20 protein-coding genes are annotated in these 26,034 nt (G+C 69.7%); 1 reads left to right on the top strand and 19 read right to left on the bottom strand.

Annotation, left to right across the window (positions count from 1 at the left end; translation table 11 throughout):
• Positions 1–319 precede the first annotated feature (319 nt).
• The 4 genes from tuf to rpsL form a co-directional block, all read right to left on the bottom strand.
• Positions 320–1,513 (bottom strand): elongation factor Tu, encoded by a 1,194-nt coding sequence (tuf, locus tag ACFPM7_RS03260; RefSeq protein WP_378243557.1) that lies wholly within the window; start codon positions 1,511–1,513, stop codon positions 320–322.
• A 163-nt stretch (positions 1,514–1,676) separates the two neighbouring features.
• Complete coding sequence (gene fusA / locus ACFPM7_RS03255; RefSeq protein WP_378243555.1) at positions 1,677–3,776, bottom strand: elongation factor G; 2,100 nt, start codon at positions 3,774–3,776, stop codon at positions 1,677–1,679.
• 38 nt (positions 3,777–3,814) lie between these two features.
• Positions 3,815–4,285 (bottom strand): 30S ribosomal protein S7, encoded by a 471-nt coding sequence (gene rpsG / locus ACFPM7_RS03250; protein ID WP_378243553.1) that lies wholly within the window; start codon positions 4,283–4,285, stop codon positions 3,815–3,817.
• 1 nt (position 4,286) lies between these two features.
• Positions 4,287–4,661, bottom strand: coding sequence for a 30S ribosomal protein S12 (rpsL, locus tag ACFPM7_RS03245; RefSeq protein WP_030473471.1), 375 nt, complete (start codon positions 4,659–4,661; stop codon positions 4,287–4,289).
• A gap of 404 nt (positions 4,662–5,065) precedes the next feature.
• Between rpsL and ACFPM7_RS03240 the strand changes: the two genes are divergently transcribed.
• Positions 5,066–5,608: a hypothetical protein gene (locus tag ACFPM7_RS03240; RefSeq protein WP_378243550.1), complete on the top strand. Its 543-nt coding sequence runs from the start codon at positions 5,066–5,068 to the stop codon at positions 5,606–5,608.
• 88 nt (positions 5,609–5,696) lie between these two features.
• Here ACFPM7_RS03240 and ACFPM7_RS03235 read toward each other — a convergent pair whose 3' ends face one another.
• From ACFPM7_RS03235 to ACFPM7_RS03165, 15 genes are all read right to left on the bottom strand, one after another.
• Complete coding sequence (locus ACFPM7_RS03235) at positions 5,697–6,158, bottom strand: hypothetical protein (RefSeq protein ID WP_378243548.1); 462 nt, start codon at positions 6,156–6,158, stop codon at positions 5,697–5,699.
• Entirely contained in the window at positions 6,155–7,090 is a 936-nt protein-coding gene (locus ACFPM7_RS03230) for a WXG100 family type VII secretion target (protein ID WP_378243546.1), read from the bottom strand. Before ACFPM7_RS03230 ends, ACFPM7_RS03235 begins: the two co-directional genes overlap by 4 nt.
• Positions 7,087–7,437, bottom strand: a complete 351-nt coding sequence (locus ACFPM7_RS03225; protein ID WP_378243544.1) for a hypothetical protein — start codon at positions 7,435–7,437, stop codon at positions 7,087–7,089. The genes ACFPM7_RS03230 and ACFPM7_RS03225 overlap by 4 nt, the downstream gene beginning before the upstream one ends.
• 89 nt (positions 7,438–7,526) lie before the next feature.
• Positions 7,527–8,264 (bottom strand): D-Ala-D-Ala carboxypeptidase family metallohydrolase, encoded by a 738-nt coding sequence (locus ACFPM7_RS03220; RefSeq protein WP_378243542.1) that lies wholly within the window; start codon positions 8,262–8,264, stop codon positions 7,527–7,529.
• 221 nt (positions 8,265–8,485) lie between these two features.
• Positions 8,486–12,385, bottom strand: a complete 3,900-nt coding sequence (locus ACFPM7_RS03215) for a DNA-directed RNA polymerase subunit beta' (RefSeq protein WP_378243540.1) — start codon at positions 12,383–12,385, stop codon at positions 8,486–8,488.
• Between the two features lie 113 nt (positions 12,386–12,498).
• Positions 12,499–15,993 (bottom strand): DNA-directed RNA polymerase subunit beta, encoded by a 3,495-nt coding sequence (gene rpoB / locus ACFPM7_RS03210; protein WP_378243539.1) that lies wholly within the window; start codon positions 15,991–15,993, stop codon positions 12,499–12,501.
• 357 nt (positions 15,994–16,350) lie between these two features.
• Positions 16,351–17,445: a hypothetical protein gene (locus tag ACFPM7_RS03205; protein WP_378243537.1), complete on the bottom strand. Its 1,095-nt coding sequence runs from the start codon at positions 17,443–17,445 to the stop codon at positions 16,351–16,353.
• Positions 17,446–17,456: 11 nt separating this feature from the next.
• Positions 17,457–18,146, bottom strand: coding sequence for a hypothetical protein (locus ACFPM7_RS03200; protein ID WP_378243535.1), 690 nt, complete (start codon positions 18,144–18,146; stop codon positions 17,457–17,459).
• Positions 18,147–18,164: 18 nt separating this feature from the next.
• Positions 18,165–19,424, bottom strand: coding sequence for an MCE family protein (locus tag ACFPM7_RS03195; protein WP_378243533.1), 1,260 nt, complete (start codon positions 19,422–19,424; stop codon positions 18,165–18,167).
• Complete coding sequence (locus ACFPM7_RS03190; protein WP_378243531.1) at positions 19,424–20,647, bottom strand: MCE family protein; 1,224 nt, start codon at positions 20,645–20,647, stop codon at positions 19,424–19,426. Before ACFPM7_RS03190 ends, ACFPM7_RS03195 begins: the two co-directional genes overlap by 1 nt.
• On the bottom strand, positions 20,647–21,840 hold the full coding sequence (locus ACFPM7_RS03185) for an MCE family protein (protein ID WP_378243529.1): 1,194 nt from the start codon (positions 21,838–21,840) through the stop codon (positions 20,647–20,649). The genes ACFPM7_RS03190 and ACFPM7_RS03185 overlap by 1 nt, the downstream gene beginning before the upstream one ends.
• Positions 21,840–22,829, bottom strand: coding sequence for an MCE family protein (locus ACFPM7_RS03180; RefSeq protein WP_378243527.1), 990 nt, complete (start codon positions 22,827–22,829; stop codon positions 21,840–21,842). The genes ACFPM7_RS03185 and ACFPM7_RS03180 overlap by 1 nt, the downstream gene beginning before the upstream one ends.
• On the bottom strand, positions 22,826–23,860 hold the full coding sequence (locus ACFPM7_RS03175; RefSeq protein ID WP_378243525.1) for an MCE family protein: 1,035 nt from the start codon (positions 23,858–23,860) through the stop codon (positions 22,826–22,828). Before ACFPM7_RS03175 ends, ACFPM7_RS03180 begins: the two co-directional genes overlap by 4 nt.
• Positions 23,857–25,200 (bottom strand): MCE family protein, encoded by a 1,344-nt coding sequence (locus ACFPM7_RS03170; protein ID WP_378243523.1) that lies wholly within the window; start codon positions 25,198–25,200, stop codon positions 23,857–23,859. Before ACFPM7_RS03170 ends, ACFPM7_RS03175 begins: the two co-directional genes overlap by 4 nt.
• Positions 25,197–26,033, bottom strand: a complete 837-nt coding sequence (locus tag ACFPM7_RS03165; protein ID WP_378243521.1) for an MlaE family ABC transporter permease — start codon at positions 26,031–26,033, stop codon at positions 25,197–25,199. The genes ACFPM7_RS03170 and ACFPM7_RS03165 overlap by 4 nt, the downstream gene beginning before the upstream one ends.
• Position 26,034 lies beyond the last annotated feature (1 nt).

Raw genomic sequence — 26,034 nt, 5'->3', positions numbered from 1 at the left:
GCGATCCTCGGCGGGGGCCTGACCTATCCAGGCCGGTGCCGCGCCGCTTCCCTGTTCACAAGTCAATGTGGAGCCGTCTGCCCTGGTCGCTCCGGTCCACGCGGTCGGGCGTGTCGCGGAGGTTCCACATGCTCGTCCCTTGGTCGAACCTCAGGACTGGCATTCGGTTCCGAAGGGCCGGAACGGCCCTGGCCCTCGTTCCCGCCCTCCGCGCGTGGTGAGCGCGGCGGCCGTGCAACGAGCAACCCGTAGAGCATCCCACACGGGGTGGGGACGAACAAAACCGGGGTGGCCGAACTAACGGCCACCCCGGCTCAGCTCACTTGTTGATCTTGGTGACGCGGCCCGCGCCGACGGTCCGGCCACCCTCGCGGATGGCGAAGCGCAGACCCTCGTCCATGGCGATCGGCTGGATCAGCTTGACCGACATGCCGGTGGAGTCGCCCGGCATGACCATCTCGGTGCCCTCGGGGAGGGTCACGACGCCGGTCACGTCGGTGGTGCGGAAGTAGAACTGCGGGCGGTAGTTGTTGAAGAACGGGGTGTGGCGACCGCCCTCGTCCTTGCTCAGGATGACGACCTGGGCCTCGAACTCGGTGTGCGGGGTCGTGGTGCCCGGCTTCACGATGACCTGGCCGCGCTCGATGTCCTCGCGCTTGATGCCGCGGAGCAGCAGGCCGACGTTGTCGCCCGCCTGGCCCTGGTCGAGGAGCTTGCGGAACATCTCGACACCGGTGACGGTGGTCTTCTGCGCCTTCTCCTTGATGCCGACGATCTCCACCTCCTCGTTGACGTTGACGACGCCGCGCTCGATGCGGCCGGTCGCGACGGTGCCGCGGCCGGTGATCGTGAAGACGTCCTCGACGGGCATGAGGAAGGGCTTGTCGGTCTCGCGCTCCGGCTGCGGGATGTGCTCGTCGACCGCGTCCATCAGCGCGATGAGGCGCTCGCCCCACTCGGCGTCGCCCTCCAGCGCCTTGAGCGCGGAGACGCGCACGACCGGCAGGTCGTCGCCGGGGAAGTCCTGCGCGGACAGCAGCTCGCGCACCTCGAGCTCGACGAGCTCCAGGATCTCCTCGTCGTCGACCATGTCGGACTTGTTCAGCGCCACGACGATGTAGGGCACGCCGACCTGGCGGGCCAGCAGCACGTGCTCGCGGGTCTGCGGCATCGGGCCGTCGGTCGCGGCGACCACCAGGATGGCGCCGTCCATCTGCGCCGCACCGGTGATCATGTTCTTGACGTAGTCGGCGTGACCCGGGCAGTCGACGTGCGCGTAGTGGCGCTTCTCGGTCTGGTACTCGATGTGAGCGATCGAGATGGTGATGCCGCGCTGCTTCTCCTCCGGCGCCTTGTCGATCTCGTCGAACGGCGTGAAGGGGTTCAGGTCAGGGTACTTGTCGTGCAGGACCTTGGAGATGGCCGCGGTCAGCGTGGTCTTGCCATGGTCGATGTGACCAATGGTGCCGATGTTGACGTGCGGCTTGGTCCGCTCGAACTTGGCCTTAGCCACTGGACTGTCCTCCTGGACTGGTTAGCTTGTCCGCTGTGGTCGTGGACGGTATCCGCCCGGACCCGGCAGCGGTCCATCAGGGTCGATTGTGCGGACCCCGGGGAGGCCCCGGGGAGCCCGCACGTCGGGGTCCGCGCCCGGTGGCGCGGACCCCGGTGCGGGGTTACTCCCCCGTCGCCTTCGCGATGATCTCCTTGGCCACGTTCGTGGGAACCTCGGCGTAGGAGTCGAACACCATCGAGTAGTTCGCCCGGCCCTGGGTCTTCGACCGCAGGTCGCCGACGTAGCCGAACATCTCCGACAGCGGGACCAGGGCCTTGACGATCCTGGCGCCGCTGCGCTCCTCCATGGCCTGGATCTGGCCGCGGCGGGAGTTGAGGTCGCCGGTGACGGTGCCCATGTACTCGTCCGGCGTGGTCACCTCGACGGCCATCATGGGCTCCAGCAGCGCGGGGTCCGCCTTGCGGGCGGCCTCCTTCAGCGCCATCGAGCCCGCGACCTTGAAGGCCATTTCCGACGAGTCGACCTCGTGGTACGCGCCGTCCAGCAGGGTCAGCTTCAGGCCGACCAGCGGGTAGCCCGCCAGCACGCCGTACTGCATGGCGTCCTGGGCACCGGCGTCCACCGAGGGGATGTACTCCCTCGGCACGCGGCCACCGGTGACCTTGTTCTCGAACTCGTACAGCGCGCCGTCCGCGGTGTTCAGCGGCTCCAGGGCGATGACGACCTTCGCGAACTGGCCGGAGCCACCCGTCTGCTTCTTGTGGGTGTAGTCGTACTTCTCCACGGCGCGGCGGATGGTCTCGCGGTAGGCCACCTGCGGGCGGCCGATGTTCGCCTCGACCTTGAACTCGCGGCGCATGCGGTCCACCAGGATGTCCAGGTGGAGCTCGCCCATGCCGGCGATGATCGTCTGGCCGGTCTCCTCGTCCAGGTTGACCTTGAACGTGGGGTCTTCCTCGGCCAGCTTCTGGATGGCCAGGGAGAGCTTCTCCTGGTCCGCCTTCGTCTTGGGCTCGATGGCGACCTGGATGACCGGGTCCGGGAAGGTCATCGACTCCAGCACGATCGGCTTCTGCGGGTCGCAGAGCGTGTCGCCGGTGGTCGTGTCCTTCAGGCCGATGACCGCGTAGATGTGGCCCGCGCTCGCCGAGGTGACCGGGTTCTCCTTGTTGGCGTGCATCTGGAACATCTTCCCGATGCGCTCCTTGCGGTCCTTGGTCGAGTTGATGACCTGGGCGCCGGAGTCGACCTTGCCGGAGTACACCCGGACGTAGGTCAGCTTGCCGAAGAAGGGGTGGACCGCGATCTTGAAGGCGAGGCCGGAGAACGGCTCGTCGGCCGAGGCCGCGCGGGTGGCCGGGGTCTCCCCGTCCTGCAGCGTGCCCTCGACGTCCGGGACGTCCAGCGGCGACGGCAGGTAGTCCACGACGGCGTCGAGCATGGGCTGCACGCCCTTGTTCTTGAACGCCGAGCCGCAGAGCACCGGGTACGCCGAACCCTCGTTGACGATCTTGCGGAGGCCCGCCTTGATCTCGGCGATGGTGATCTCCTCGCCGCCGAGGTAGCGCTCCATCAGGTCGTCGTCGGTCTCGGCCACGGCCTCGACCAGCGCCTCGCGGTACTCCTGCGCCTTCTCCAGGAGGTCCGCGGGGATCTCCTCGATGGCGTAGTCCTCGCCCTTCTGGACCTCGCCGCGCCAGGTGAGCGCCCGCATCTCGACCAGGTCGACGACGCCGATGAAGTCGGACTCGGCGCCGATCGGGATCTGGATCGGCAGCGGCTTGGCGCCCAGGCGGTCGGAGATGGTCTTCACCGTGAAGTAGAAGTCCGCGCCGAGCTTGTCCATCTTGTTGACGAAGCAGATGCGCGGGACGTCGTACTTGGTCGCCTGCCGCCAGACCTGCTCGGACTGCGGCTCGACGCCCTCCTTGCCGTCGAAGACCGCGACGGCGCCGTCGAGCACGCGCAGCGAACGCTCCACCTCGACGGTGAAGTCGACGTGGCCGGGCGTGTCGATGATGTTGATCTGGTGGTCTTTCCAGAAGCAGGTCGTGGCCGCGGAGGTGATGGTGATCCCCCGCTCCTGCTCCTGCTCCATCCAGTCCATGACCGCGGCGCCGTCGTGGACCTCACCGATCTTGTAGCTGATCCCGGTGTAGAACAGAATCCGCTCGGTCGTGGTCGTCTTGCCCGCGTCGATGTGGGCCATGATCCCGATGTTGCGGACCTTGGCCAGGTCGGTCAGCACGTCGAGTGCCACGGGTTTACCCCTGTCCTATCTGAGATCAGCTACCGGGATTACCAGCGGTAGTGGGCGAAGGCCTTGTTGGACTCGGCCATCTTGTGCGTGTCCTCGCGGCGCTTGACGCTCGCGCCCAGGCCGTTGGAGGCGTCGAGGAGCTCGTTCATCAGGCGCTCGATCATGGTCTTCTCGCGACGGGCGCGGGAGTAGGTGACCAGCCAGCGCAGGCCCAGCGTGGTGGAGCGACCGGGCTTGACCTCGATCGGCACCTGGTAGGTGGCGCCACCGACGCGGCGGGACTTCACCTCGATGGTGGGCTTCACGTTGTCGAGCGCGCGCTTGAGGGTCACGACGGGGTCGGTGCCGCTCTTGTCGCGGGCGCCTTCGAGGGCGCCGTAGACGATGCGCTCGGCGACGGAGCGCTTGCCGTCGACCAGAACCTTGTTGATCAGCTGCGTGACCAGCGGCGAGCTGTAAACCGGGTCAGAGATGAGCGGCCGCTTCGGGGCCGGTCCCTTACGGGGCATGTCAGCTCTTCTCCTTCTTCGCGCCGTAACGGCTGCGGGCCTGCTTGCGGTTCTTCACGCCCTGGGTGTCCAGCGAGCCGCGAATGATCTTGTAACGAACGCCGGGGAGGTCCTTCACACGACCGCCGCGGACGAGCACCATCGAGTGCTCCTGGAGGTTGTGACCCTCACCCGGGATGTAGGCGGTGACCTCGATGCCGCTGGTCAGCTTCACGCGAGCGACCTTGCGGAGCGCGGAGTTCGGCTTCTTCGGGGTGGTGGTGTACACACGCGTGCACACGCCACGCCGCTGCGGGCTCCCCTTGAGAGCCGCAGTCTTCTGCTTGGCGACCTTGTCCTGGCGGCCCTTGCGGACCAGCTGCTGGATCGTGGGCATAGACCGGCTTTCTTCCTGTCGCGCCCTGGCTGGGCGCCTGCTTGCTAGCGAGTTCCTGCATGTCCGCCCGTACCCCGAGGTCGGGCGTGTCGCCGCCCTCCCCCGGAGCACCCGCAGGAGAACGTATCCCCACGGGTTCGGAAGGTACTTCCGGCGACTGGTGCAGGAGGCCGTCGGCAGACGACCCGCACGGCACAGGCGCACAGACCGACCCGACACAAGTCGGGCACGAGTAGCAAAGATACCGTCCCCGCTCGGGCGGGGTCAAAACGGGGGGTACCGCCAACCGGGGTACCGAACACGGGAACAACGCCGGACACGCCGTAGGCGCTCCCCCGCGGCGCCTCACTGGGCGGCCTTGCTGTGGCGAACGCCATACCCGGCGCGTGGGTAGCCTGCGGGGCGTGGATCTGTTCTCCGCGCCCGCGCTGCTGATCGAGCAGGACGCGGGTGTCCGCACGTCGTTCTTCAACACCGCCTACGCCGTCGACGTCTACGACGAGCGCGGAACGCTGCTGGCCAGGGTTCGCGACCGCGGCGGCCCCGGGCTCAAGGGCGTGGTCAGGATGGTGGACGAGCCGGGCGTCACCCCGTACGACCTGACCGTCACGCTGCCGGACGGCCGAGAGGCGCTGGGGATCAGGAAGGGCTTCCACTGGCTCGGCGGCGGCCAGGTCACGGTCACCGGGCCGGACGGCGCGCCGGTCGGCTCCCTGGCCCGCAAGTTCGCCTCGGCGATCCGCCTCAGCGACCCGGCGGGCAGGCCGCTCGGCGACTTCACCGACGTCGCGGCCTTCCACTACGGGGAGCTGGCCAAGCGCGACGGCCGCAGGGTCCGCCGCAACACCCTTCGTTTGCACCCCGACCAGACCGGCCCGACCCGCCTCCTGGCGATCGCCGCGGGCCTGGCCAACAACGTCGTCTCGGGTCGGGGCAACAAGGCATAGCCACACCTGCCGGGAACGCCGATCGCCCGCCGTGCGCCTGGGGGCGGCACGGCGGGCGATCGGTCTCAGGTCAGCGCGGGTGCTCGCCTCACCAGGCCGAGCGCATGATGCCGCCGCCGTCGGGGTCGTCGTCGTCCCCGCCCCGGGGGCCGCCGCCGAGGGCGTCGATGATGTCCTGGGGGTCCTGGCCCTCGCGGATGGCGTCGTGGGCCTGGCGCAGCTGCTCCACGTTGGCCGCCATCGCGGCCTGGACGCCCTCGTCGTCCAGGGCGCGTCCGGAGAGGACGTCCGACCAGGACAGCTCGCCGTCCTTGATGCGCTGGACCATGTCGCGCATCTCCTTGGGGGCGCCGGGAGCGGTGGCGGCGCGCTCGATCTCGGCGATGTCCTTTTCGGACAGGCCTGGCGCGCGGTTGCCCGCCGCGGCGGCCTCGACGGCGGTGCGCTCGACGTCGGCGATGCGGGCGTCGACGCCCGCGATCAGCTCCTCCAGGCGGGCCTGGTCGTACGGGAAGGTCGCGCCGGGGCTGCCGGGGATCGGGATGGTCATCGCGGGCTCCCGCTGGTCGCCGGGGCGGGGGCCGGGGCGGACGGCGGCGGCGCGGACGGGGGCGGCGCGGACGGGGGTGGCGCGGTCGGGGCGGTGGGGACGGGCCTGCCGTTCGCCACGTTGTTGACCTTGCCGTTGATGCCCCACGCGGCCATGCCGACGCCGAGCGCGCCGGACTTGGCCGCGGCGGCGCCGTCGGCGAACTTCTCCTGGCCGTCCTGGTAGGAGTCGACGACGTCGAGCAGGTCGTTGACGTCGCGGACGTCCTTGAGCTTCATCAGCGCGGTGCCCATGGCGACGATGCCGTCGACCATGCCCTGGACACCCTCGATCAGCGTCTGGATCGAGATAATGATCTTGCGGATGGCGTCGGCCAGCTCGATGGCGTCGTAGACCAGCCACACCGCGCGGCCCCAGCCGACGACCGGGATGGCCGCTGTCATGACGGCTTCCATCAGCTTGCCGACCAGCTTGTCCAGCAGCGTCAGCGCCAGGCCGCACGCGGTGCGGCAGGTGCTGGCCATGGACTTGAAGCGGTCGCCGATGATGCGCGCGAGCTGCGAGTCGGCCTCGCAGGCGATGGCCCACATGGTGTCCATGCGGCGGCGGAAGCTGCCCGCCGCGTCGCCCTCCCAGTGCTGGCCGAGCTGGTCGGCGCCCGCGTCGAGGTTGCGGCGCACCGAGTCCAGGGCCTTGCTGACCTGGTTCCACGCGTGGGCGTTGGCGTCGATCTTCTCGAAGTCGCCGAGCAGCGGCTTGATGAGCACGTCGACCAGGTTCTCCCCGGTGACCTTCTCGTAGATCCAGTTGACGCCCTGGATCTTCCAGCCCGCCTTCTCGATCAGCTCCTGGGTGGACTGCCTGCCGGGGCGGTCCTCGGCGCCCGCGCTCAGCGCGGCGGCCGGGTCCTCGACGTCGGGGTAGGTGCTCACCGGTCGCCTCCAAGCACGCTCGTGCCGGGCAGCGTGTTGATGCCTTGTTCGATCAGGGTGAAAGTCTCGCCATTGGTGAGGTCCGTGCCGTCGTAGGCCTCGGAGGCCTCGACGAGGCCGGCCGCGTCCTTGGTCATGACCCGGTTGGCGAAGTCGAGGGTCTCGCCGTACAGGGTGGCGATGCCGGTGACGACCGGGTGCAGCAGCGTCAGCAGACCGGTGAACCCCGCGGTGTCGCCGCCCTTGGTGACCGCGTGCTCCTTGATGGTCATGAAGTGCTGGGCCTGTCGCGTCATCAGCTCGCTGTAGCCCACCAACTCCGCGGGCTCGACCTTGAACTCACCCACCGGGGACTCCTCCTCCGCCTCGTCCGTGCGGGTGAGACGGCGGCCACTGGCCGCCGGTTCCCCGACCGGGGGAACCGGCGGCCGGAAGATCACATGCCGCAGCTGGGAGCCGACCAGAACCGACCGCCGCGGTGGTCGACGTGGGTGTGGTCGTTGTGGCCCGGGTAGCCGGGGCCCAGGATGCCGTTGAAGCCGTGGTTGCGGGCCTGCTGGGCCAGCCTGCACAGCGAGTGCGGGCCGGACCCGAGGTCGACGGCGTCGCCGTAGAGGTGGCGGCTGTTGCTCGCCCCGCCGACGGCGTCGTTGCACGCCCGGCTGCGGAAGCCGCTCGTCACCCTGATCGACTGGTCGCCCAGGGCGCGGCGCAGCGCCTGCAGCTTCCACATCGACACCAGCGCGTTGAACTTGGCCGTCGACGCCGCGACCGCTCCCCCGCCCCACGTCGAATTGCAGTTGTTCAGCTCGGCGTAGGAGAAGTTGATCGGCGTGCAGTCGTCGTCCTGCAGCGCGTAGATGCGGCTGAAGGTGGCGGGCCCGGCGATCCCGTCGGCGCCGAGGCCGTAGGCCTGCTGGAACCGGGTCACCGCGGCTTTGGTGGCCGGGCCGAACTGGCCGTCGAGGGACAGCACGGCCCCGTAGCCGGGGTAGCCGGCGACGCGGATCTGCAGCTGGCGCACGTCTTCGCCGGAGCTGCCCTGGGAGAGGGTGCGCCCCCAGGTGTAGCAGCCGTCGGCCGCGGCGGGCTGCGTGCTGAGGACCATCGTCGCGAGCACGGTGGCGATCACGACGGGGATGACGGATAAGAGGCGGGCACTGCGGCGCTTCACGCGGACCTCCAGGGGGCAGGGTTACACCGCGCCCGAGGGTGGCGCACCCCACGACGGCCCGTCAACGAATCACCAACTGTATCCGCGATTCGGCCGAACTCCTCAGGTCCGAACGGCCCTGTCCACAGGGGACTCCCCTATCGCCCCCTACCCGGAGACGGGCCAGGCCCCGCGAGCTGTGCTCGCGGGGCCTGGCTCCGAGACGATCTTCAGGACATCGGTCAGCGGTAGTCGCGGCCGAAGTCGTAGTCGTCCAGCGGGACGGCCGCGCCGGTGCCCGTGCCGAAGACGTCCGGGGTGTAGTACCCGTCGTCGTAGCTCGGGATGGCGTAGGCGGCCACGCGGGCCTCCTCGGTCGGCTGAACCTGGATGTTGCGGTACTTGTTGATGCCGGTACCGGCCGGGATCAGCTTTCCGATGATCACGTTCTCCTTCAGGCCGACGAGCTTGTCGCTGCGGCCGTTGATGGCCGCGTCGGTCAGCACGCGGGTGGTCTCCTGGAAGGAGGCCGCCGACAGCCACGAGTCCGTGGCCAGCGACGCCTTGGTGATGCCCATCAGGACCGGGCGGCCGGAGGCGGGCTCGCCACCGGCGGCCACGACGCGGCGGTTCTCGGACTCGAACTCGGCGCGCTCGATCAGCGCGCCGGGCAGGAACTCCGCCGCCCCGCTGTCGAGGATCGTCACCCGGCGCAGCATCTGCCGGACGATGACCTCGATGTGCTTGTCGTGGATGGACACACCCTGCGCCCGGTAGACCTTCTGGACCTCGTCGACCAGGTGCAGCTGGGCCTCGCGGGGACCCATGACCCGCAGCACCTCGTGCGGGTCCGGGGTGCCTTCGAGCAGCTGCTGGCCGACCGCCACGTGGTCGCCGTCGGCGAGCGGGCCGTCCGGCGTCAGCGCGAGGCGCTGGCGCTTGGACAGCTTCTCCATCACGATCTCCTCGGAACCGTCGTCCGGGATGATCGTGATCTTCCAGTAGCGGTCGCCGTCCTCGATGCGCACGCGGCCGTCGGTGTCGGCGATCGGGGCCCGGCCCTTGGGCTGGCGGGCCTCGAACAGCTCCTGGACGCGGGGCAGACCGGTGGTGATGTCGTCCCCGGCCACACCGCCCTGGTGGAAGGTGCGCATGGTCAGCTGGGTGCCGGGCTCGCCGATGGACTGCGCGGCGACGATGCCGACGGCCTCGCCGATGTCGACCAGCTGGCCGGTCGCCATCGAGCGGCCGTAGCAGGTCGCGCAGACGCCGACCGCGGCCTCGCAGGTCAGCACCGAGCGGACCTTGACCTTCAGCACGTTGGACGACAGCAGCTTCTCGATGGCCGGGTCGCCGAGGTCGTCGGCGCGGTTCATCAGGACGTTGCCGTCGGAGTCGGTGACGTCCTCGGACACGCAGCGCGCGTACAGGCCCGTCTCCACGTACTGGTGGCGCACCGCCCGGCCGTCGGCGCCCGCGACGCCCAGCGGCATCACGATGCCGCGGGTGGTGCCGCAGTCGACCTCGCGGACGATGACGTCCTGCGACACGTCCACCAGACGACGGGTCAGGTAGCCCGAGTCGGCGGTGCGCAGCGCGGTGTCGGCCAGACCCTTGCGGGCGCCGTGCGTGGCGATGAAGTACTCCAGCACCGACAGGCCCTCGCGGAAGTTGGCCTTGATCGGGCGGGGGATGAACTCGCCGCGCGGGTTGGTCACCAGACCGTTCATGCCCGCCAGCTGGCGGATCTGGGTCATGTTGCCCGCCGCGCCCGACTTGACGATCATCGGGATCGGGTTGTCGTCGGGGAAGTTCTCCTCCATGACCCTGGCGACCTCGTCGGTGGCCTTGGCCCACACCTGCACCAGCTCGCTGTTGCGCTCGGAGAGCGACAGCTGACCGCGCTGGTAGCGCTTCTCGACCGTGTCGGCCTTGGCCTCGTAGTCGTCCAGGATGCCCTGCTTGGCGTCCGGGACGAGCACGTCGGAGATCGAGATGGTGACGCCGGATCGGGTCGCGTAGTAGAAGCCCGCGTCCTTGAGCTTGTCCAGCGTCTGCGCCACGGCCACCATCGGGTAGCGCTCGGCGAGGTCGTTCACGATCGCGGCCTGGTTCTTCTTGGCCAGCTGCTCGTTGATGAACGGGTAGTCCGCCGGGAGCAGGTCGTTGAAGATGACCCGGCCCAGCGTGGTGTCGGCCAGCCACGGGCTGCCCGGCGTCCAGTCATCGCCCACCATGCCCGGACCGGGCGTGCGGTGGGTGAGGCGGATCTTCACCGGCGACTGCAGGCTGATCACGCCGCGGTCGTAGGCCATGATCGCCTCGGCCGGGGACGAGAACGCCTGGCCCGCGCCGGGGCTGCCGTCCTTGAGCCTGGTCAGGTAGAAGATGCCGGTGACCATGTCCAGACGCGGCATGGCCAGCGGGCGGCCCGAGCCGGGCGAGAGGATGTTGTGGCTCGACAGCATGAGGATGCGGGCCTCGGCCTGCGCCTCGGCCGACAGCGGCAGGTGCACCGCCATCTGGTCGCCGTCGAAGTCGGCGTTGAACGCCTCGCACACCAGCGGGTGCAGCTGGATCGCCTTGCCCTCGACCAGCTGCGGCTCGAAGGCCTGGATGCCCAGGCGGTGCAGGGTCGGCGCGCGGTTGAGCATGACGGGGTGCTCGTTGATGACCTCTTCGAGCACGTCCCACACGGCCGGGCGCGCGCGCTCGACCATCCGCTTGGCGGACTTGATGTTCTGCGCGTGGTTGAGGTCGACCAGCCGCTTCATGACGAACGGCTTGAACAGCTCCAGCGCCATCGCCTTCGGCAGACCGCACTGGTGCAGCTTCAGCTGCGGGCCGACGATGATGACCGAGCGGCCCGAGTAGTCCACGCGCTTGCCGAGCAGGTTCTGGCGGAACCGACCCTGCTTGCCCTTGAGCAGGTCCGACAGCGACTTCAGCGGGCGGTTGCCCGGCCCGGTGACCGGACGGCCGCGGCGGCCGTTGTCGAACAGCGCGTCGACGGCCTCCTGCAGCATCCGCTTCTCGTTGTTGACGATGATCTCGGGCGCGCCGAGGTCGATCAGCCGCTTCAACCGGTTGTTGCGGTTGATCACGCGGCGGTACAGGTCGTTCAGGTCGGACGTGGCGAAGCGGCCACCGTCGAGCTGCACCATCGGGCGCAGGTCCGGCGGGATGACCGGGACGCAGTCCAGCACCATGCCCATGGGCGAGTTGCGGGTCGCCTGGAAGGCGGCCACGACCTTGAGCCGCTTGAGCGCGCGCAGCTTCTTCTGGCCCTTGCCCGAGCGGATGGTCTCGCGCAGGATGTCGGCCTCGGCGTCGACGTCGAAGTCGCGCAGCAGCGTCTGGATGGCCTCGGCGCCCATGGCGCCGGTGAAGTAGTCGCCGTAGCGGTCGATCAGCTCGCGGTAGAGCATCTCGTCGGCGATCAGCTGCTTGGAGTCCAGCTTGGTGAAGGTGCTCCAGATCTCCTCGAGCCGGTCCAGCTCGCGCTGGGCCCGGTCGCGGAGCTGGCGCATCTCGCGCTCGCCGCCCTCCTTGACCTTGCGGCGGACGTCGCTCTTGGCGCCCTCGGCCTCCAGCTGGGCGAGGTCGCCCTCCAGCTTCTGGGCCCTGGCCTCGATGTCGGCGTCGCGCTTGTTCTCGACCTGCTTGCGCTCGACGCCCATCTCGGACTCGAGGGTGGGCAGGTCGTTGTGCCGCAGCTCGGTGTTCACCCCGGTGATCACGTAGGCGGCGAAGTAGATGATCTTCTCAAGGTCCTTCGGGGCCAGGTCGAGCAGGTAGCCCAGCCGCGACGGCACGCCCTTGAAGTACCAGATGTGGGTGACCGGGGCGGCCAGCTCGATGTGGCCCATCCGCTCGCGGCGCACCTTGGCCCGGGTCACCTCGACGCCGCAGCGCTCACAGATGATGCCCTTGAAGCGCACGCGCTTGTACTTGCCGCAGTAGCACTCCCAGTCCCGGGTGGGACCGAAGATCTTCTCGCAGAAGAGACCGTCCTTCTCCGGCTTCAGCGTCCGGTAGTTGATGGTCTCGGGCTTCTTCACCTCACCGAACGACCACTGGCGGATGTCGTCAGCGGTCGCCAGGCCGATGCGCAGCTCATCAAAGAAGTTGACGTCCAGCAAGGGTATTCCTTCTCCCCATATTGGGTCATGGCTAGAGGGGATCGGCGCTGGTCGGGGCCCACTTTCGGACCTCCGCAGTGGGAGTCCGAAGCGGACCCCGACCGGCGAGGGTTCTAGTTAACGACGTCGTCCACGGAGGGCGACTCGTTGCGCGAGAGGTTGATGCCCAGGTTCGCCGCGGCGCGCTCCAGGTCCTCGTCGTCGGTGTCGCGCATCTCGATGGCGGCGCCGTCGCTGGACAGCACCTCCACGTTCAGGCACAGCGACTGGAGCTCCTTGAGGAGCACCTTGAAGGACTCCGGGATGCCCGGCTCCGGGATGTTCTCGCCCTTGACGATCGCCTCGTAGACCTTGACCCGGCCGAGCACGTCGTCGGACTTGATCGTGAGCAGCTCCTGCAGCGTGTAGGCCGCGCCGTAGGCCTGCATGGCCCAGCACTCCATCTCGCCGAACCGCTGGCCACCGAACTGCGCCTTACCACCGAGCGGCTGCTGGGTGATCATCGAGTACGGGCCGGTCGACCGGGCGTGGATCTTGTCGTCGACCAGGTGCAGCAGCTTCAGGATGTACATGTAGCCCACGGCGACCGGGTACGGGAACGGCTCCCCGCTGCGGCCGTCGAGCAGCTGCGCCTTGCCGTCCTCGCCGACCATGCGCTCGCCGTCGCGGTTCGGGCGGGTGGAGGCGAGCAGACCCATCAGCTCGTTCTCCTTGGCGCCGTCGAACACCGGGGTAGCGGTGTTGGTGTCCGGCTCGACCTCGTAGAGGTCCTCGGGCAGCTGCTTGGCCCACTCCGCGTCCGGGTCGATCGACCAGCCCTGCATGGCGCACCAGCCGAGGTGCAGCTCCAGGATCTGGCCGATGTTCATACGACGCGGGACACCGTGGGTGTTCAGGATGATGTCGACCGGCGTGCCGTCGGGCAGGAACGGCATGTCCTCGACGGGCAGGATCTTGCCGATGACGCCCTTGTTGCCGTGGCGGCCTGCGAGCTTGTCGCCGTCCTGGATCTTGCGCTTCTGGGCGACGTAGACCCGGACCAGCTCGTTGACGCCGGGGGGCAGCTCGTCCTCGTCCTCGCGGGAGAACACCCGGATGCCGATGACCTTGCCGGACTCGCCGTGCGGCACCTTCAGCGAGGTGTCGCGGACCTCGCGGGCCTTCTCGCCGAAGATCGCGCGCAGCAGGCGCTCCTCCGGGGTCAGCTCGGTCTCGCCCTTGGGGGTGACCTTGCCGACCAGGATGTCGCCCGCGGAGACCTCCGCGCCGATGCGCACGATGCCGCGCTCGTCGAGGTCGGCGAGCACCTCCTCGGAGACGTTCGGGATGTCCCGGGTGATCTCCTCGGCGCCCAGCTTGGTGTCGCGGGCGTCGATCTCGTGCTCATCGATGTGGATCGAGGTCAGGACGTCGTCCTGCACGAGGCGCTGCGACAGGATGATCGCGTCCTCGTAGTTGTGGCCCTCCCACGGCATGATCGCCACGAGCAGGTTCTTGCCGAGGGCCATCTCGCCCTCTTCGATGCACGGGCCGTCGGCGATGACCTGGCCGACCTCGACCCGCGCGCCCTCGGTCACGATGGGCTTCTGGTTGATGCAGGTGCCCTGGTTGGACCGGCGGAACTTGTGCAGGCCGTAGGTGCGGCGCGAGCCGTCGTCGGCCATGATCGAGATGAAGTCGGCGGAGACCTCCTCGACCACACCGGCCTTCTCGGCGGTGACCAGGTCGCCGCCGTCGACCGCGGCGCGCAGCTCCATGCCGGTGCCGACCAGCGGGGACTCGCTGCGCAGCAGCGGGACCGCCTGGCGCTGCATGTTCGCGCCCATGAGCGCGCGGTTGGCCGCGTCGTGCTCGAGGAACGGGATCATGGCGGTGGCGACGGAGACCATCTGCCGCGGCGAGACGTCCATGTAGTCGACGTCGAAGGGCTCGATGAACTCGACCTCGCCGCCCTTCTTGCGGACGAGGACGCGCTCCTCGAGGAAGTTGCCCTGCTCGTCGATCGGCGCGTTGGCCTGCGCGATGACGTGCCGGTCCTCCTCGTCGGCGGTGAGGAAGTCGACCTGGTCGGTCACCTGGCCCTCGAACACCTTGCGGTACGGGGTCTCGATGAAGCCGAACGGGTTGACCCGCGCGTAGGAGGAGAGCGAGCCGATCAGGCCGATGTTCGGGCCTTCCGGCGTCTCGATCGGACACATGCGGCCGTAGTGGCTGTGGTGGACGTCGCGGACCTCCATGCCCGCGCGCTCGCGGGACAGACCGCCCGGGCCCAGCGCCGAGAGGCGGCGCTTGTGGGTCAGGCCGGCGACAGGGTTCGTCTGGTCCATGAACTGCGAGAGCTGCGAGGTGCCGAAGAACTCCTTGATCGCGGCCACGACGGGCCGGATGTTGATCAGGGTCTGCGGGGTGATCGCCTCGACGTCCTGGGTGGTCATGCGCTCGCGGACCACGCGCTCCATGCGGGAGAGGCCGACCCGGATCTGGTTCTGGATCAGCTCGCCGACGGTGCGCAGGCGGCGGTTGCCGAAGTGGTCGATGTCGTCGACCTCGACCGGCACCTCCACGGCGTCGCCGCCGCCGGAGGTCATCGAGGTGTCGCCCGCGTGCAGGCGCACCAGGTACTCGATCGTGGTGACGATGTCTTCCTCGGTCAGCACCCCGGTCGAGTTCGGGGTCTGCAGGCCCAGCTTCTTGTTGACCTTGTAGCGGCCGACCTTGGCGAGGTCGTAGCGCTTGTCCTTGAAGAACAGGTTCTCCAGGAGGGTCTGGGCGCTCTCCTTGGTCGGCGGCTCGCCCGGGCGCAGCTTGCGGTAGATGTCGAGCAGGGCCTCGTCGGTGCCCGCGGTGTGGTCCTTCTCCAGGGTCGCCAGCAGCGTCTCGGAGTGGTGGAAGCGCTCGCGGATCTGCTCGGTGGACCAGCCCAGCGCCTTGAGCAGCACGGTGACCGGCTGGCGGCGCTTGCGGTCGATGCGCACACCGACGGTGTCGCGCTTGTCGACGTCGAACTCCAGCCACGCGCCGCGGCTGGGGATGATCTTGACGCTGAAGACGTCCTTGTCCGTCGTCTTGTCGATCGAGGTGTCGAAGTAGACGCCGGGAGAGCGGACGAGCTGGGAGACCACGACACGCTCGGTGCCGTTGATGATGAACGTGCCCTTGTCCGTCATCACGGGGAAGTCGCCCATGAACACCGTCTGGCTCTTGATCTCGCCGGTGGTGTTGTTGGTGAACTCCGCGGTGACGAACAGCGGTGCCGCGTAGGTCATGTCCTTGTCCTTGCACTCCTCGACGGAGGCCTTGACCTCGTCGAAGCGCGGGTCGGAGAAGGAGAGCGACATGGACCCGGAGAAGTCCTCGATCGGGGAAATCTCGTTCAGGACCTCTTCCAGCCCACCGGTGGGCTGCTCGTCACCGGCGTCGACGCGGCGCTGAAACCACGCCTCGGCGCCGGTGAACCACTCGAACGACTGGATCTGCAGGTCCAGCAGGTCGGGGGTGCCCAGCGGCTCACGGATCTTCGCGAACGAGACCCGCTTCGGGGCTCCGGGAAAGTCGGACTGGGTGGAGTGGGTCGCAGCATCGGCCTTGGTCGCGCGGGAGATCGCCAAGATGCGTCCTTCCAGGACTATGAGCGGTCGACGGCCGCGTTAGCAACTGCTCGCGCGACTGTCAAGGGTGCCGTGGTGCCCAACATCCTAGCTCTCGGCAAAGGGCGTGCGGAAAATGGGCAGCGCAAAGGGGCAGTCTAGCCACAGACACGGCGACTGTCGAGGCCCGCGCTCAACCGGTCCTCCAGATCGAGGTCGCTGCTCGGATACAGACTGACCCCACCACCCCTGGCAGTCAAGATGCCACGCCAACGAAGCCACTTTTGCAGCAGTCTTCTGCCGTTCGGCGCATCCGTCTTGACCAGCCCAAACACCCGTGGTAGCTGATCATCCGCCGGCACTCGGGGGTGCCGAGTGTCAGCATTGCGGCAGTGGTTCGCCATTCGGCAGCGGCTGATCGAAGGTGTCGAACGCAACGATTTTCCACTGCCCGTCGACGCGCTGCGCGGTGACTCCGAGCTGGGCCCCGCTGGCGGTCGTCTGGTCCTCCTCGACGCGGGTGGAGGTCTGGTCGATGAAGACCAGCACCTCCGCCCGATCACCCGCGAGCGAGCGCACGCCCAGCTCCCGCACGATCGTCGTGTGGACCAGCTTCTGGGCCGGCGCCAGCTCCTTGAGCTGGCCGAACATGGCGTCGTACTCGCAGACGGCCTTGCCGGAGAGCACCTCGCGGACGGCCGCCGCGGTCTTGTCGAGGTCGCGGTAGTCGTAGGAGAGGGCGCGCTCCAGCGCCGATATGATCTTGGATTTCACCTCGGCGGTGGCGGCCGGGTCGGCGAAGGCGGTGTTGGCCTGGTCGACCCCGGAGGTCAGGCGGTCGGCCCTGCCCTTGAAGAAGAGGCCGAGCGCGGCGCACAGCAGGGCGGCGACAGCCAGCGCGATGGCCAGGTTGAGGGTCCTGCGCTTCGGGTCGGCGGGGGGCTTCGCCCTGGTCGGACCGCCTGCCGACCGTTCGGCGCTGCGCAGGTCCGCGGGCGCCGAACGGCTCCCGGAACGCCGCTTCCCGGTCGGCGCGGGGCGCGGTTTCACGGGCTTCTCGGCGTCTCCGGCAGCGCCGCCGGCAGAAGCGTGAGCTTCGTCACTTTTCTTCGGCGACGGGGCGGAGATGACCCCGTCGGAGATCGCCGGTGCGGGCTCGTCGTCCTCTTCCCGCACGTCAGCCGGGGTCTTGGCGGTGTCCGTGACCAGCTCGGCACGGTCCGTGTCCACCTCGGGACCGGGCTCGACCGGGTGCGCCTCGGGCTCGGCCGGGGCGGTCGACTCGGCGGGCGCCACCGGCTCGGCGGGCTGCGGCTCGACCGGCGCGGGGGGCTCGACCGGCGCGGGCGGCTCGACCGGCGCAGGAGGCTCGACCGGCGCAGGGGGCTCGGCGGTGGGCCTGCGGAGTCCGGCGACCCGGGGGCGGCGGGCGGGCGGGCCTGAGGCCGGGCGGCGGCGCGGGGGCGTGGGCACGACGGTTCCTCTCAGCCTGCCGGGGTGGGCGCGATGTAGGTGAGGCCGGACAGCTTCCACCCATCGCCGCCGTCCACGCTGACGCGCTGCAGCGCGGCCTGGACCCGCAGGTACTTGTCGACGGGCTTGTCCGAGCCCGCTTCGGTGACCACCTGGTGCACCGCGCTGATGATCGTGGCGGTGCCGGTCGTGTCGTTCAGGTCGATGACCGCGGTGCTGTAGACGGTGGCCGTCGACACCCGCCGGCTCTGCTCGATGACGGTCTTGCCGCTGGCCCGGCCGCGCTCCAGCTGGGCCAGCATGTCGCCGGTGGACGTGGCCACCCAGCGGTCCAGGTTCGCGTCGACGGCGCGGTAGTCCATCGTGTGGAAGGTGATCACGGCCTGCTCACCGGCCCGGACGGCGTCGTCGCGGGCGCGGGAGACGTCGAGGTCGCCGTCGCCGCCCGCGCGCAGCCAGGCGACGCCGAACCAGCCCGCCGTGCCCAGGCAGACCACCAGCAGCACGACCGCGGCGATCAGCAGCGGACTGCGCCCGGCGGGCTCGACCACGTCATCCGGGCTGTCGGAGGCGTCCTCCCGGACCTCGGCGGACGCGTCGCCGCCGGTGGCCGAGTCCCCGGCTGAGTCCCCGGCCGAGTCCTCGGTCAGGTCCTCGGTGGAGTCCTCGGCGCGTGCCGGGTCGGGGTCCGAAGTGGTCATGGCGCTCCAGGGTAGGGGTCAGCGGCCCAGGCCGAGCAGGCCGGCCAGACCGGTCGGGGCGCTGATGCCCGGCTGGGTGACGACGCCGGGCACGCCCGCCAGCTCGGCCAGCTGCTCCTGCGGCCGGTCCGCGTTCTGGTCGAGCTGCTCCGGGGTGGGCTGGACCGGTTTGCCGCCGAAGGGGGCGTTCTGCGAGCCGCGGACGTTGATCGGGCTGCCGACCGGCTCGGCGCAGTAGGCCTCGCTGTTGGTCGGCGCCTCCTTCAGCTCGTTGCCCGCGCGCTGCTCGGTCTTCTCGTAGCCGCGGGTGCACGGCGGCGGGTCGAACAGGTTGAGGGCCAGGCCGAGGTGGGCGGTGCCGTCGCCGGGCAGCACGGTCTTCGGGCCGACCGCCACGATCGGGTAGGCCACCAGCGCCAGCTTCAGGCCGTCGGTGCGGGTGACCAGCACGTTCGAGGTGGTCAGCAGGTTGGCGAAGAGCACGCCGAGGCCAGGGCCGGTCTCGCGCAGCAGCCCGCTGAGCGAGGCGGCGGCGGGCGGGGCGGCGGCGATCAGCTCGCGGATGTCGGCGTCGGAGCCGCGCAGCTGCCCGGCGAGCAGGCGCAGGTCGGCGGCGAAGCTCTTGATGTTGCCGGAGTTGCGGATCTGGGTGTCGAGCACGACCGAGCCGTCCTCGATCAGCTTGATCGTCTCCGGCAGCGCCGCGCGCGCCGCCGCGGTGAACGCGCCGGTGCCGTCGAGCAGGGCCTGCAGGTCGTCGCCGGTGCCCGCGAAGGCGCGGTCCAGCTCGTCGACCACGGTGCGCAGGTCGTCGATCGGGACCGAGGACGCCAGCGCGTCCAGGTCGCGGATGACCTTGTCGGTGCCGACGGGGACCGACGTGCGCTCCTCGGGGATGCGCGAGCCCTCGGCCAGCGGCGTCCCGCCGTCGCGGCGCGGCCGCAGGTCGACGTACTGCTCGCCGACGGCCGAGCGGTTGGCGACCACGGCGTCGAGGTCGGCGGGGATCGGCGGGGCCGACGGCTCGATGTCGAGGTCGACCTCGATGCCCTCGCGGGTCAGGCGCAGTTCGCCGACCCGGCCGACGTTCACCCCGCGGTAGGTGACCTCGGCGTTGGTGAAGATACCGCCGGAGTCCGCCAGCTCCATGGTGACCCGGTAGCCGTTGGCCCCGAACACGCGGCCAAGGTCGGTGAAGCGGAACGCCGCGTAGACCACGGCCACGACCGCGATGACGAAGAAGGCGACCAGCTGCATGCGGACGGTCTTGGTCAGCATCAGGCACCGCCTCCCAGGAGGACGTCGAAGATCGATCCGCTGGGCGCGCCGCCACCGCCGGGGGGCTGCGCGGCGGGCGGCTGCGCCGCCGGTCCCGGCTGGCTGACCGGGGGCAGCGGCAGCGGGTCGGGCGCGTTCTCCGGCACGCCCTCCTGGCCGCCGGTGATGCCCAGGCCGGGCGGGACCAGGTCCTGCAGCGGGTTCTGCCTGCTGCGGCCGAGGTTCTGCAGCACCGAGGTGAGGTCGAGGTCGAGCGTGAGGTATAGGTTGAAGTAGTCGCCCTTCACCCCGCGCAGCGCCGCGTCGGTGAACGGGAAGGTCAGCAGCACCTCCAGCGACTTGGGCAGGTTCTCCCCGGCCTCGGCGAGCTTGCGCAGCGTCGGGGCCAGCGCCTTGAGGTCGGCGACCAGGTCGGCCTGGCTGCGGTTGACGGTGTCGACGGCGACCCCGCTCAGCGACTCCAGGCTGCGCAGCATCGTGACCAGCTGCCCGCGCTGCTCGTGCAGCACCTGCAGGCCGGGGCCGATGGTGTCGATGACCCCGGCGATCTCCTCGCGCTGGGCGTTGAGCGAGGCGGCCAGGCGGTTGATGCCGTCCAGGGCGCGGGTGATGTCGTCCTTGCCCTCGTCGAGGGTCGTCACCGCGACGTTGAGGTTCCGCAGCAGCGCCTTGATGTCGGTCTCGTTGCCCGACAGGGCGGCGTTCATCTCCTCGGCGATGTCGCGCAGCTGCTCGACGCCGCCGCCGTTGAGCAGCATCGACAGCGCGCCGAGGACCTCTTCGACCTCGGTGTTGCGGTTGGTGCGCTCGACCGGGATGACCGCGCCGTCGACCAGGGTGCCGCGCGGGTCGGCGGGCGGGCTCAGCTCGACGTACTTCTCGCCGAGCAGGCTGGACTGGCGGATCTTGGCCAGCGCGTTCTCCGGCAGCGCGACGTCGCCGTTGACCAGCAGGGTCAGCTCGGCGGTCCAGCCGTCGGCGGCCAGGGCGACCGAGTCGACCCGGCCGACGGCGACCTCGTTGACCTTGACCGCGGACTGCGGGACGAGGTCGAGCACGTCGCGGAACTGCACCGTGAGCGAGTACGGCCGCTCGCCCAGGTCGGCGCCGCCGGGCAGCGGCAGGTCGTAGATGCCGGTGAACCCGCAGCCGGACACCAGCGCCGCCGCGGCCACCGCGGCCAGGAGCTTGGTGGGCCTGCGGGTGGACCTGGGAGTGGGCATCAGTTGCCTCCCGAGCTGACCGGGTCGCCGGTGATCGGCAGCGCCAGCATGGGCAGCTTGCCGCTGCGCATGCCGTCGATGACCTGGGCGGGCGATGGCAGCGGCACGAGGCCCTGCACGATCGGGGCGAGCTGGTCGCAGGCCTCGGCCAGCGGGTTGGGCAGCTGCTGCGGCGGGACCTGGCGCACGAGGTTGCACAGGGTCACGATCGGCGGCTGCGTCAGCTCGTTGATGTTGGCGCGCGCGTCCAGGGTGCCCGAGGAGGCGTTGTAGGAGTTGACGATGTTGCTCAGCGCCAGCGGGGCGATGTCGAGCGTCTCGGCTAGGGCGGCGCGCTGCTCGACCAGCACGCCGGTCACCGAGGCGAGCTTGTCCACGTTGGACTTGAGGGCGCCGCGGTTGTCGTTGATGAACTTCTGCACCGTGCCCAGGGCGATGCCGAGCTGGTCGACGGCGGCGGCGAGGTTGCCGCGCTCGTCGGCCAGGAACCGCGAGGCCGCGGCCAGCTGCACGCTGAAGTCGTCGATGGCCTGCTCGCTGCCCGCCAGCGTGGTGGTGAACTTCTGCAGGTTCTCCACGGTGGCGAACAGGTCATCGGAGTTGCCCGAGAGCGTCCTGGACAGCTGCCCGAGCTGCACGACCGTGTCGTTGAGCGCCGCGCCGTTGCCGTCCAGGTTCGCCGCGAGTGCGCTGAGCAGGTCCGACAGCGCGCCGTCGCGGTTGGCGCCGTTGGGGCCGAGGGTCTCGGCTACGCGGGTCAGGCTGGCGTAGAGGTCGTCCACCTCCAGCGGGGTGGCGGTGCGCTCGCGCGGGATCACCGCGCCCGCGGCCATGACCGCGCCGCCGGTGTAGGCGGGGGTGAGCTGCACGTAGCGGTCGGAGACCAGCGACGGCGCGACGATGACGGCCTGGGCCTCGGCGGGGATCTCGATGGAGCGGTCGACGCTCATCCGCACCTCGACCAGGTCGCCGCGCGGGATCACCTCGTCGACGCTGCCGACCTTGACGCCCAGCACGCGCACGTCGTTGTCGGCGTAGAGGCCGACGGTGCCGGTGAACATCGCGGTGTAGGCGCGCTCGTTGGCATCGCGCAGGAAGAACCACAGCGCGGTGGCGAGCACCAGCCCGAGCACACACGCGATGGCGACCGCGCGCGCCAGGTCGTGCCCCGCTTTGCTGGCGAACCTGTTCATCAGGGCCTCCCCAGGCAGCCGGGCTGGTTGACCGGGCCGAGCGACGGCGGCACCAGGCCGCAGATGTAGTTGTCGAACCAGCGCCCGCTGCCGATCGCGTTGTTGAACTGCCGGGCGAACGGGGCGAAGTTCTTGACGCCCTCGGCGAGGGCGTCCTGGTTGCGCTGCAGCATCGCGGTGAGCTGGTCGAGGCTCTTGAGCACCGGGCCGAGCTGGGCCTCGTTGTCGGCGACCAGGCCGCGCAGCTCGGTGGCCAGCGCGCGGGTGCCGCGCAGCAGCGCCGCGATGGCGTTCTTGCGGTTGTTGATCTCAGTGAGCAGCAGGTTGCCGTCGGTCAGCAGGGTGACCAGCTCGGCGTCGCGGTCGGCCAGGGTCTGGCTGATCTGGCGGGTGTTGGACAGCAGCGCGGCCAGCTCCTCGTCCCGGGAGCTGATCGTCTTCGACAGCGAGCGCAGGCCGGTGAGCGCGGAGCGGACCTCGTCGGGGGTGTCGGCGAAGGTCTCGGCGATCACCTCGAAGCTCTCGGCGAGCTGCTCGGTGTCGACCTCGTTGACCGTGTCGGCCAGGCCGCGGAAGGCCTCCAGCACGTCGTAGGGGGCGGTGGTGCGCTCCAGCGGGATGCGGGTGCCCGGGTCGAGCACCTCGGCGCCGTCGGGCTGCAACGACAGGAACTTCTGGCCGAGCAGGGTCTTGATCTTGATGTCGGCCCGGCTGCGGTCGCCCACCCAGGCGTCCTTGACCCGGAAGGACACCACCACCCGGTCGCCGTCGAGCTCGACGTCGGACACCGAGCCGACCTTGATGCCCGCGATGCGCACCTCGTCGTCGGCCTGGATGCCCGCGGCCTCGCGGAACTCGGCGCTGTAGGTGGTGCCGCCGCCGATCACCGGCAGGTCGTCGGAGTACACCGCCGCGGTCAGCACCAGGCCGATCACCAGGAGGCTGACGATGCCGATGGGGATCGGGTTGCGGGAGCGGAAGGGCTTCATCCCGTGCACCTCTCCTGGGTCGCGGGCAGCACCGGGATGTTGATCGGCTGGGTGATCAGGCCGGGCACGCCGATGTCGCCGGAGGCCTCGCAGAGGTAGAAGTTGAACCAGGAGCCGTAGGAGACGGTGCGGGTCAGCCGCGAGGTCTTCTCCGGCAGGAACTGGATGAAGTGCTCGACGATCGGCTCGTTCTGGTTGAGGTTGTCGGCGAGCGCGCCCAGCTGCTTGATGTCCTCCTTGAGCGGGGCGCGGACCTCGGTGAGCAGGCCGGCGGTGGTGTCGGCCAGGCCGCTGATGGCCTCGATGGCCTCGCCGATCGGCTCGCGGTCCTCGGCCAGCCCGCTGACCAGTCGCTGGGTCTGCACCAGCACCTCGGAGAGCTTGTCGCCGCGGGAGTTGACGGTGTCGAGCACGCCGTTGAGGTTGTCGATGACCTGCCCGATCACCTCGTCCTTGGCGGCGAGCGTGCTGGTCAGCGACGCGGTGTGCGACAGCAGCGACTCGACCGTGCCGCCCTCGCCCTGCAGCACCTGGATGATCTCGTAGCTGAGCTGGTTGACCTGCTCGGGCGAGAGCGCCTGGAACAGCGGCTTGAAGCCGTTGAACAGCTCGGTCAGGTCCAGGGCGGGGCGAGTGCGCTCCAGCGGGATCTCCGCGCCGGGGTCCAGCACGGCGTTCGGGTCGTACCCGGCGCCCTGGCTCAGCGAGATGTAGCGCTGCCCGACCAGGTTGCGGAACTTGATCTGCGCGCCGACGGTGGCGGGCAACCTGCGCCCGGCGTCGACGGAGAACTCCACCATGGCCTGGTCGCGGTCCACGATGGACACTTCATCGACCTGCCCGACGCGCACACCCGCGATGCGCACGTCGTCGCCGGGCAGCAGCAGCGTGGCGTCGGTGAAGCGCGCCTTGTAGGTGGAGGTGTCGCTGAGGTTGGCGTTGGCGATGCTGATGGCCAGCACGGCGGTCGCGGCGATGGTGACCACCATGAACACGGCCAGCTTGACCAGCGGCGCGGTGAGCGACCTCATTTGAAGCTCACCTCCGACCCGCGCAGCGCCGGGCCGAGCAGCAGCGTGCTCCACGTCGGCACCTGCTCGGCCTCCACACCCATGCCGGGCGCCAGCAGCTGGTTCACGAACGCGACCTCCTGCGGGGAGTTCGGCAGGCCCAGACCATCGCCGCCTGCCGCGCTCGGGGTGACCTTCTCGGTGTTCTGCGGCGGCAGCAGGCCGTCGGAGGCCGGGCGCGCAGGCGGCGGGAAGGAGGAGCCGTCCCGCAGCGGGCCGTCCGGCGGGGCCTGCGGGAACGGGCTGGGGAACTCCGTGAAGTCGTAGCAGCGCGGGCCGCGGTCGTCCTCGTAGCGCGGCTCGTCCACACCGGGCTTGTAGGCGCCGCGGTTGACGGTGACCTCGATGGTGGCGTGCAGGCCGGGGTTGTCGGTGCCCTTGCCGAAGGCCTTGTCCAGCTCGGGCACGGCCTCGGCCATCAGCTTCAGCATGCACGGGTACTGCGGGGAGTAGCGGGCCAGCGTCTCCAGCGTCGGGCGGGAGGTGTCGGCCAGCATGATCAGGTTGGACCGGTTGGCGCGCAGGAACGCGTCGAGGTCGCGGCCCGCGGTGGTGACGGTGGCGAACACCGCGTCGAGGTTGCCGCGCTGCTCGGCGATGGTGTTCGAGGTGACCGACAGGTCCGTCAGCGCGGCGATCAGGTCGGGCGCGGCCGAGGTGTAGGTGTCGCTGACACTGGCCAGCTTGGCCAGGTCCTCGCGCAGCTTGGGCAGGTGCGGGTTCAGCTCGCCGACCAGTTCGCCCAGCTCCGAGAGGGTGTCGCCGAGCTGCTCGCCGCGACCGTCCAGGGCGGTGGAGATCGCGGTGAGCGTGCTGGAGAGCTTCTGCGGCTGCACCGCCTGCAGCACCGGCAGCAGGCTCTCGAAGGCCTGCTCCAGCTCCACGGCCTCGACGGAGCCGTCCTGGGCGATCCGCGCGCCGGGGGCCAGCGCGGCGACCGCGGGCTCGTCGGGGATCTGCAGGGCGACGTAGCGCTCGCCGAAGAGGGTCTTGGGCAGGAAGCGGGCGGTGACGTTGGCCGGGATGACCTCGATCTTCGCAGGCTCGATGGCCAGCTCCAGCTCGGCGCCGGTGGCCGTGGGGGTGATGCCGCGGACCTCGCCGACGATGAGCCCGCGCACCTTGACGTCGGAGTGCACCGACAGCTGGTTGCCGACCTTGTCGGTGGTCAGCGTGACCATCGCGACCGGTGTGAACGCCTTGTTGTACATGGCGATGCTCAGGCTGACCAGCCCGGCGATCACCGCGATGAACGCCAGGCCCCACAGCCTGCGCTTGATGGTCGTGGCCGCGCCGCTCATCCCGCGATCCTCACCGTCGTGGTGGTGCCCCAGATGGCGAAGCCGATGAAGAAGTTCACCAGCGCCACGGTCACGATCGTCGTGCGCACCGCGCGGCCCACGGCCACGCCCACCCCGGCGGGGCCGCCGCTGGCGGTGTAGCCGTAGTAGCAGTGCGACAGGATGATGATGACCGCGAAGATGAGCACCTTGCCGAAGGACCAGAACACGTCCTCCGGCGGTAGGAACAGGTTGAAGTAGTGGTCGTAGGTGCCCGCCGATTGGTCGTAGAACTGCACGACGATCGTGCGTGAGGCGAGGTAGGACGTCAGCAGGCCGATGATGTAGAGCGGGATCACGGCGATGAAGCCCGCGATGATCCTGGTGGTGACCAGGAACGGCAGGCTCGGCACGGCCATGACCTCCAGCGCGTCGATCTCCTCGGAGATGCGCATCGCGCCGAGCTGGGCGGTGAAGCCGGACCCGACGGTGGCCGACAGCGCGAGCCCGGCCACCAGCGGGGCGATCTCGCGGGTGTTGATGTAGGCCGAGGCGAACCCGGAGAACGCCGCGGTGCCGATCTGGTCGAGGGCGGCGTAGCCCTGCAGGCCGACGACGACGCCGGTGAACACCGTCAGCCCGACCATCACCCCGACCGTGCCGCCGATGACGGCGAGCGCGCCGGAGCCGAAACTCACCTCGGCCAGCAGTCGCATCGTCTCGCGCGTGTAGCGCCGCAGCGCGCGGGGAATCCAGGCCAGCGCGCGCACGTAGAAGGAGAGCTGCTCGCCGAGGTCGTCGAGGGAGCGCAGCGGCCGGTCGACGGCCTTGCGGGCGGTGTCCTTGAGCGCCATC

The sequence above is a fragment of the Actinokineospora guangxiensis genome (assembly GCF_042657845.1).
GTDB lineage: Bacteria > Actinomycetota > Actinomycetes > Mycobacteriales > Pseudonocardiaceae > Actinokineospora > Actinokineospora guangxiensis.
The sequence above is the reverse complement of the archived record's forward strand: the minus strand, read 5'-3'. Positions and strand labels throughout refer to the sequence as shown.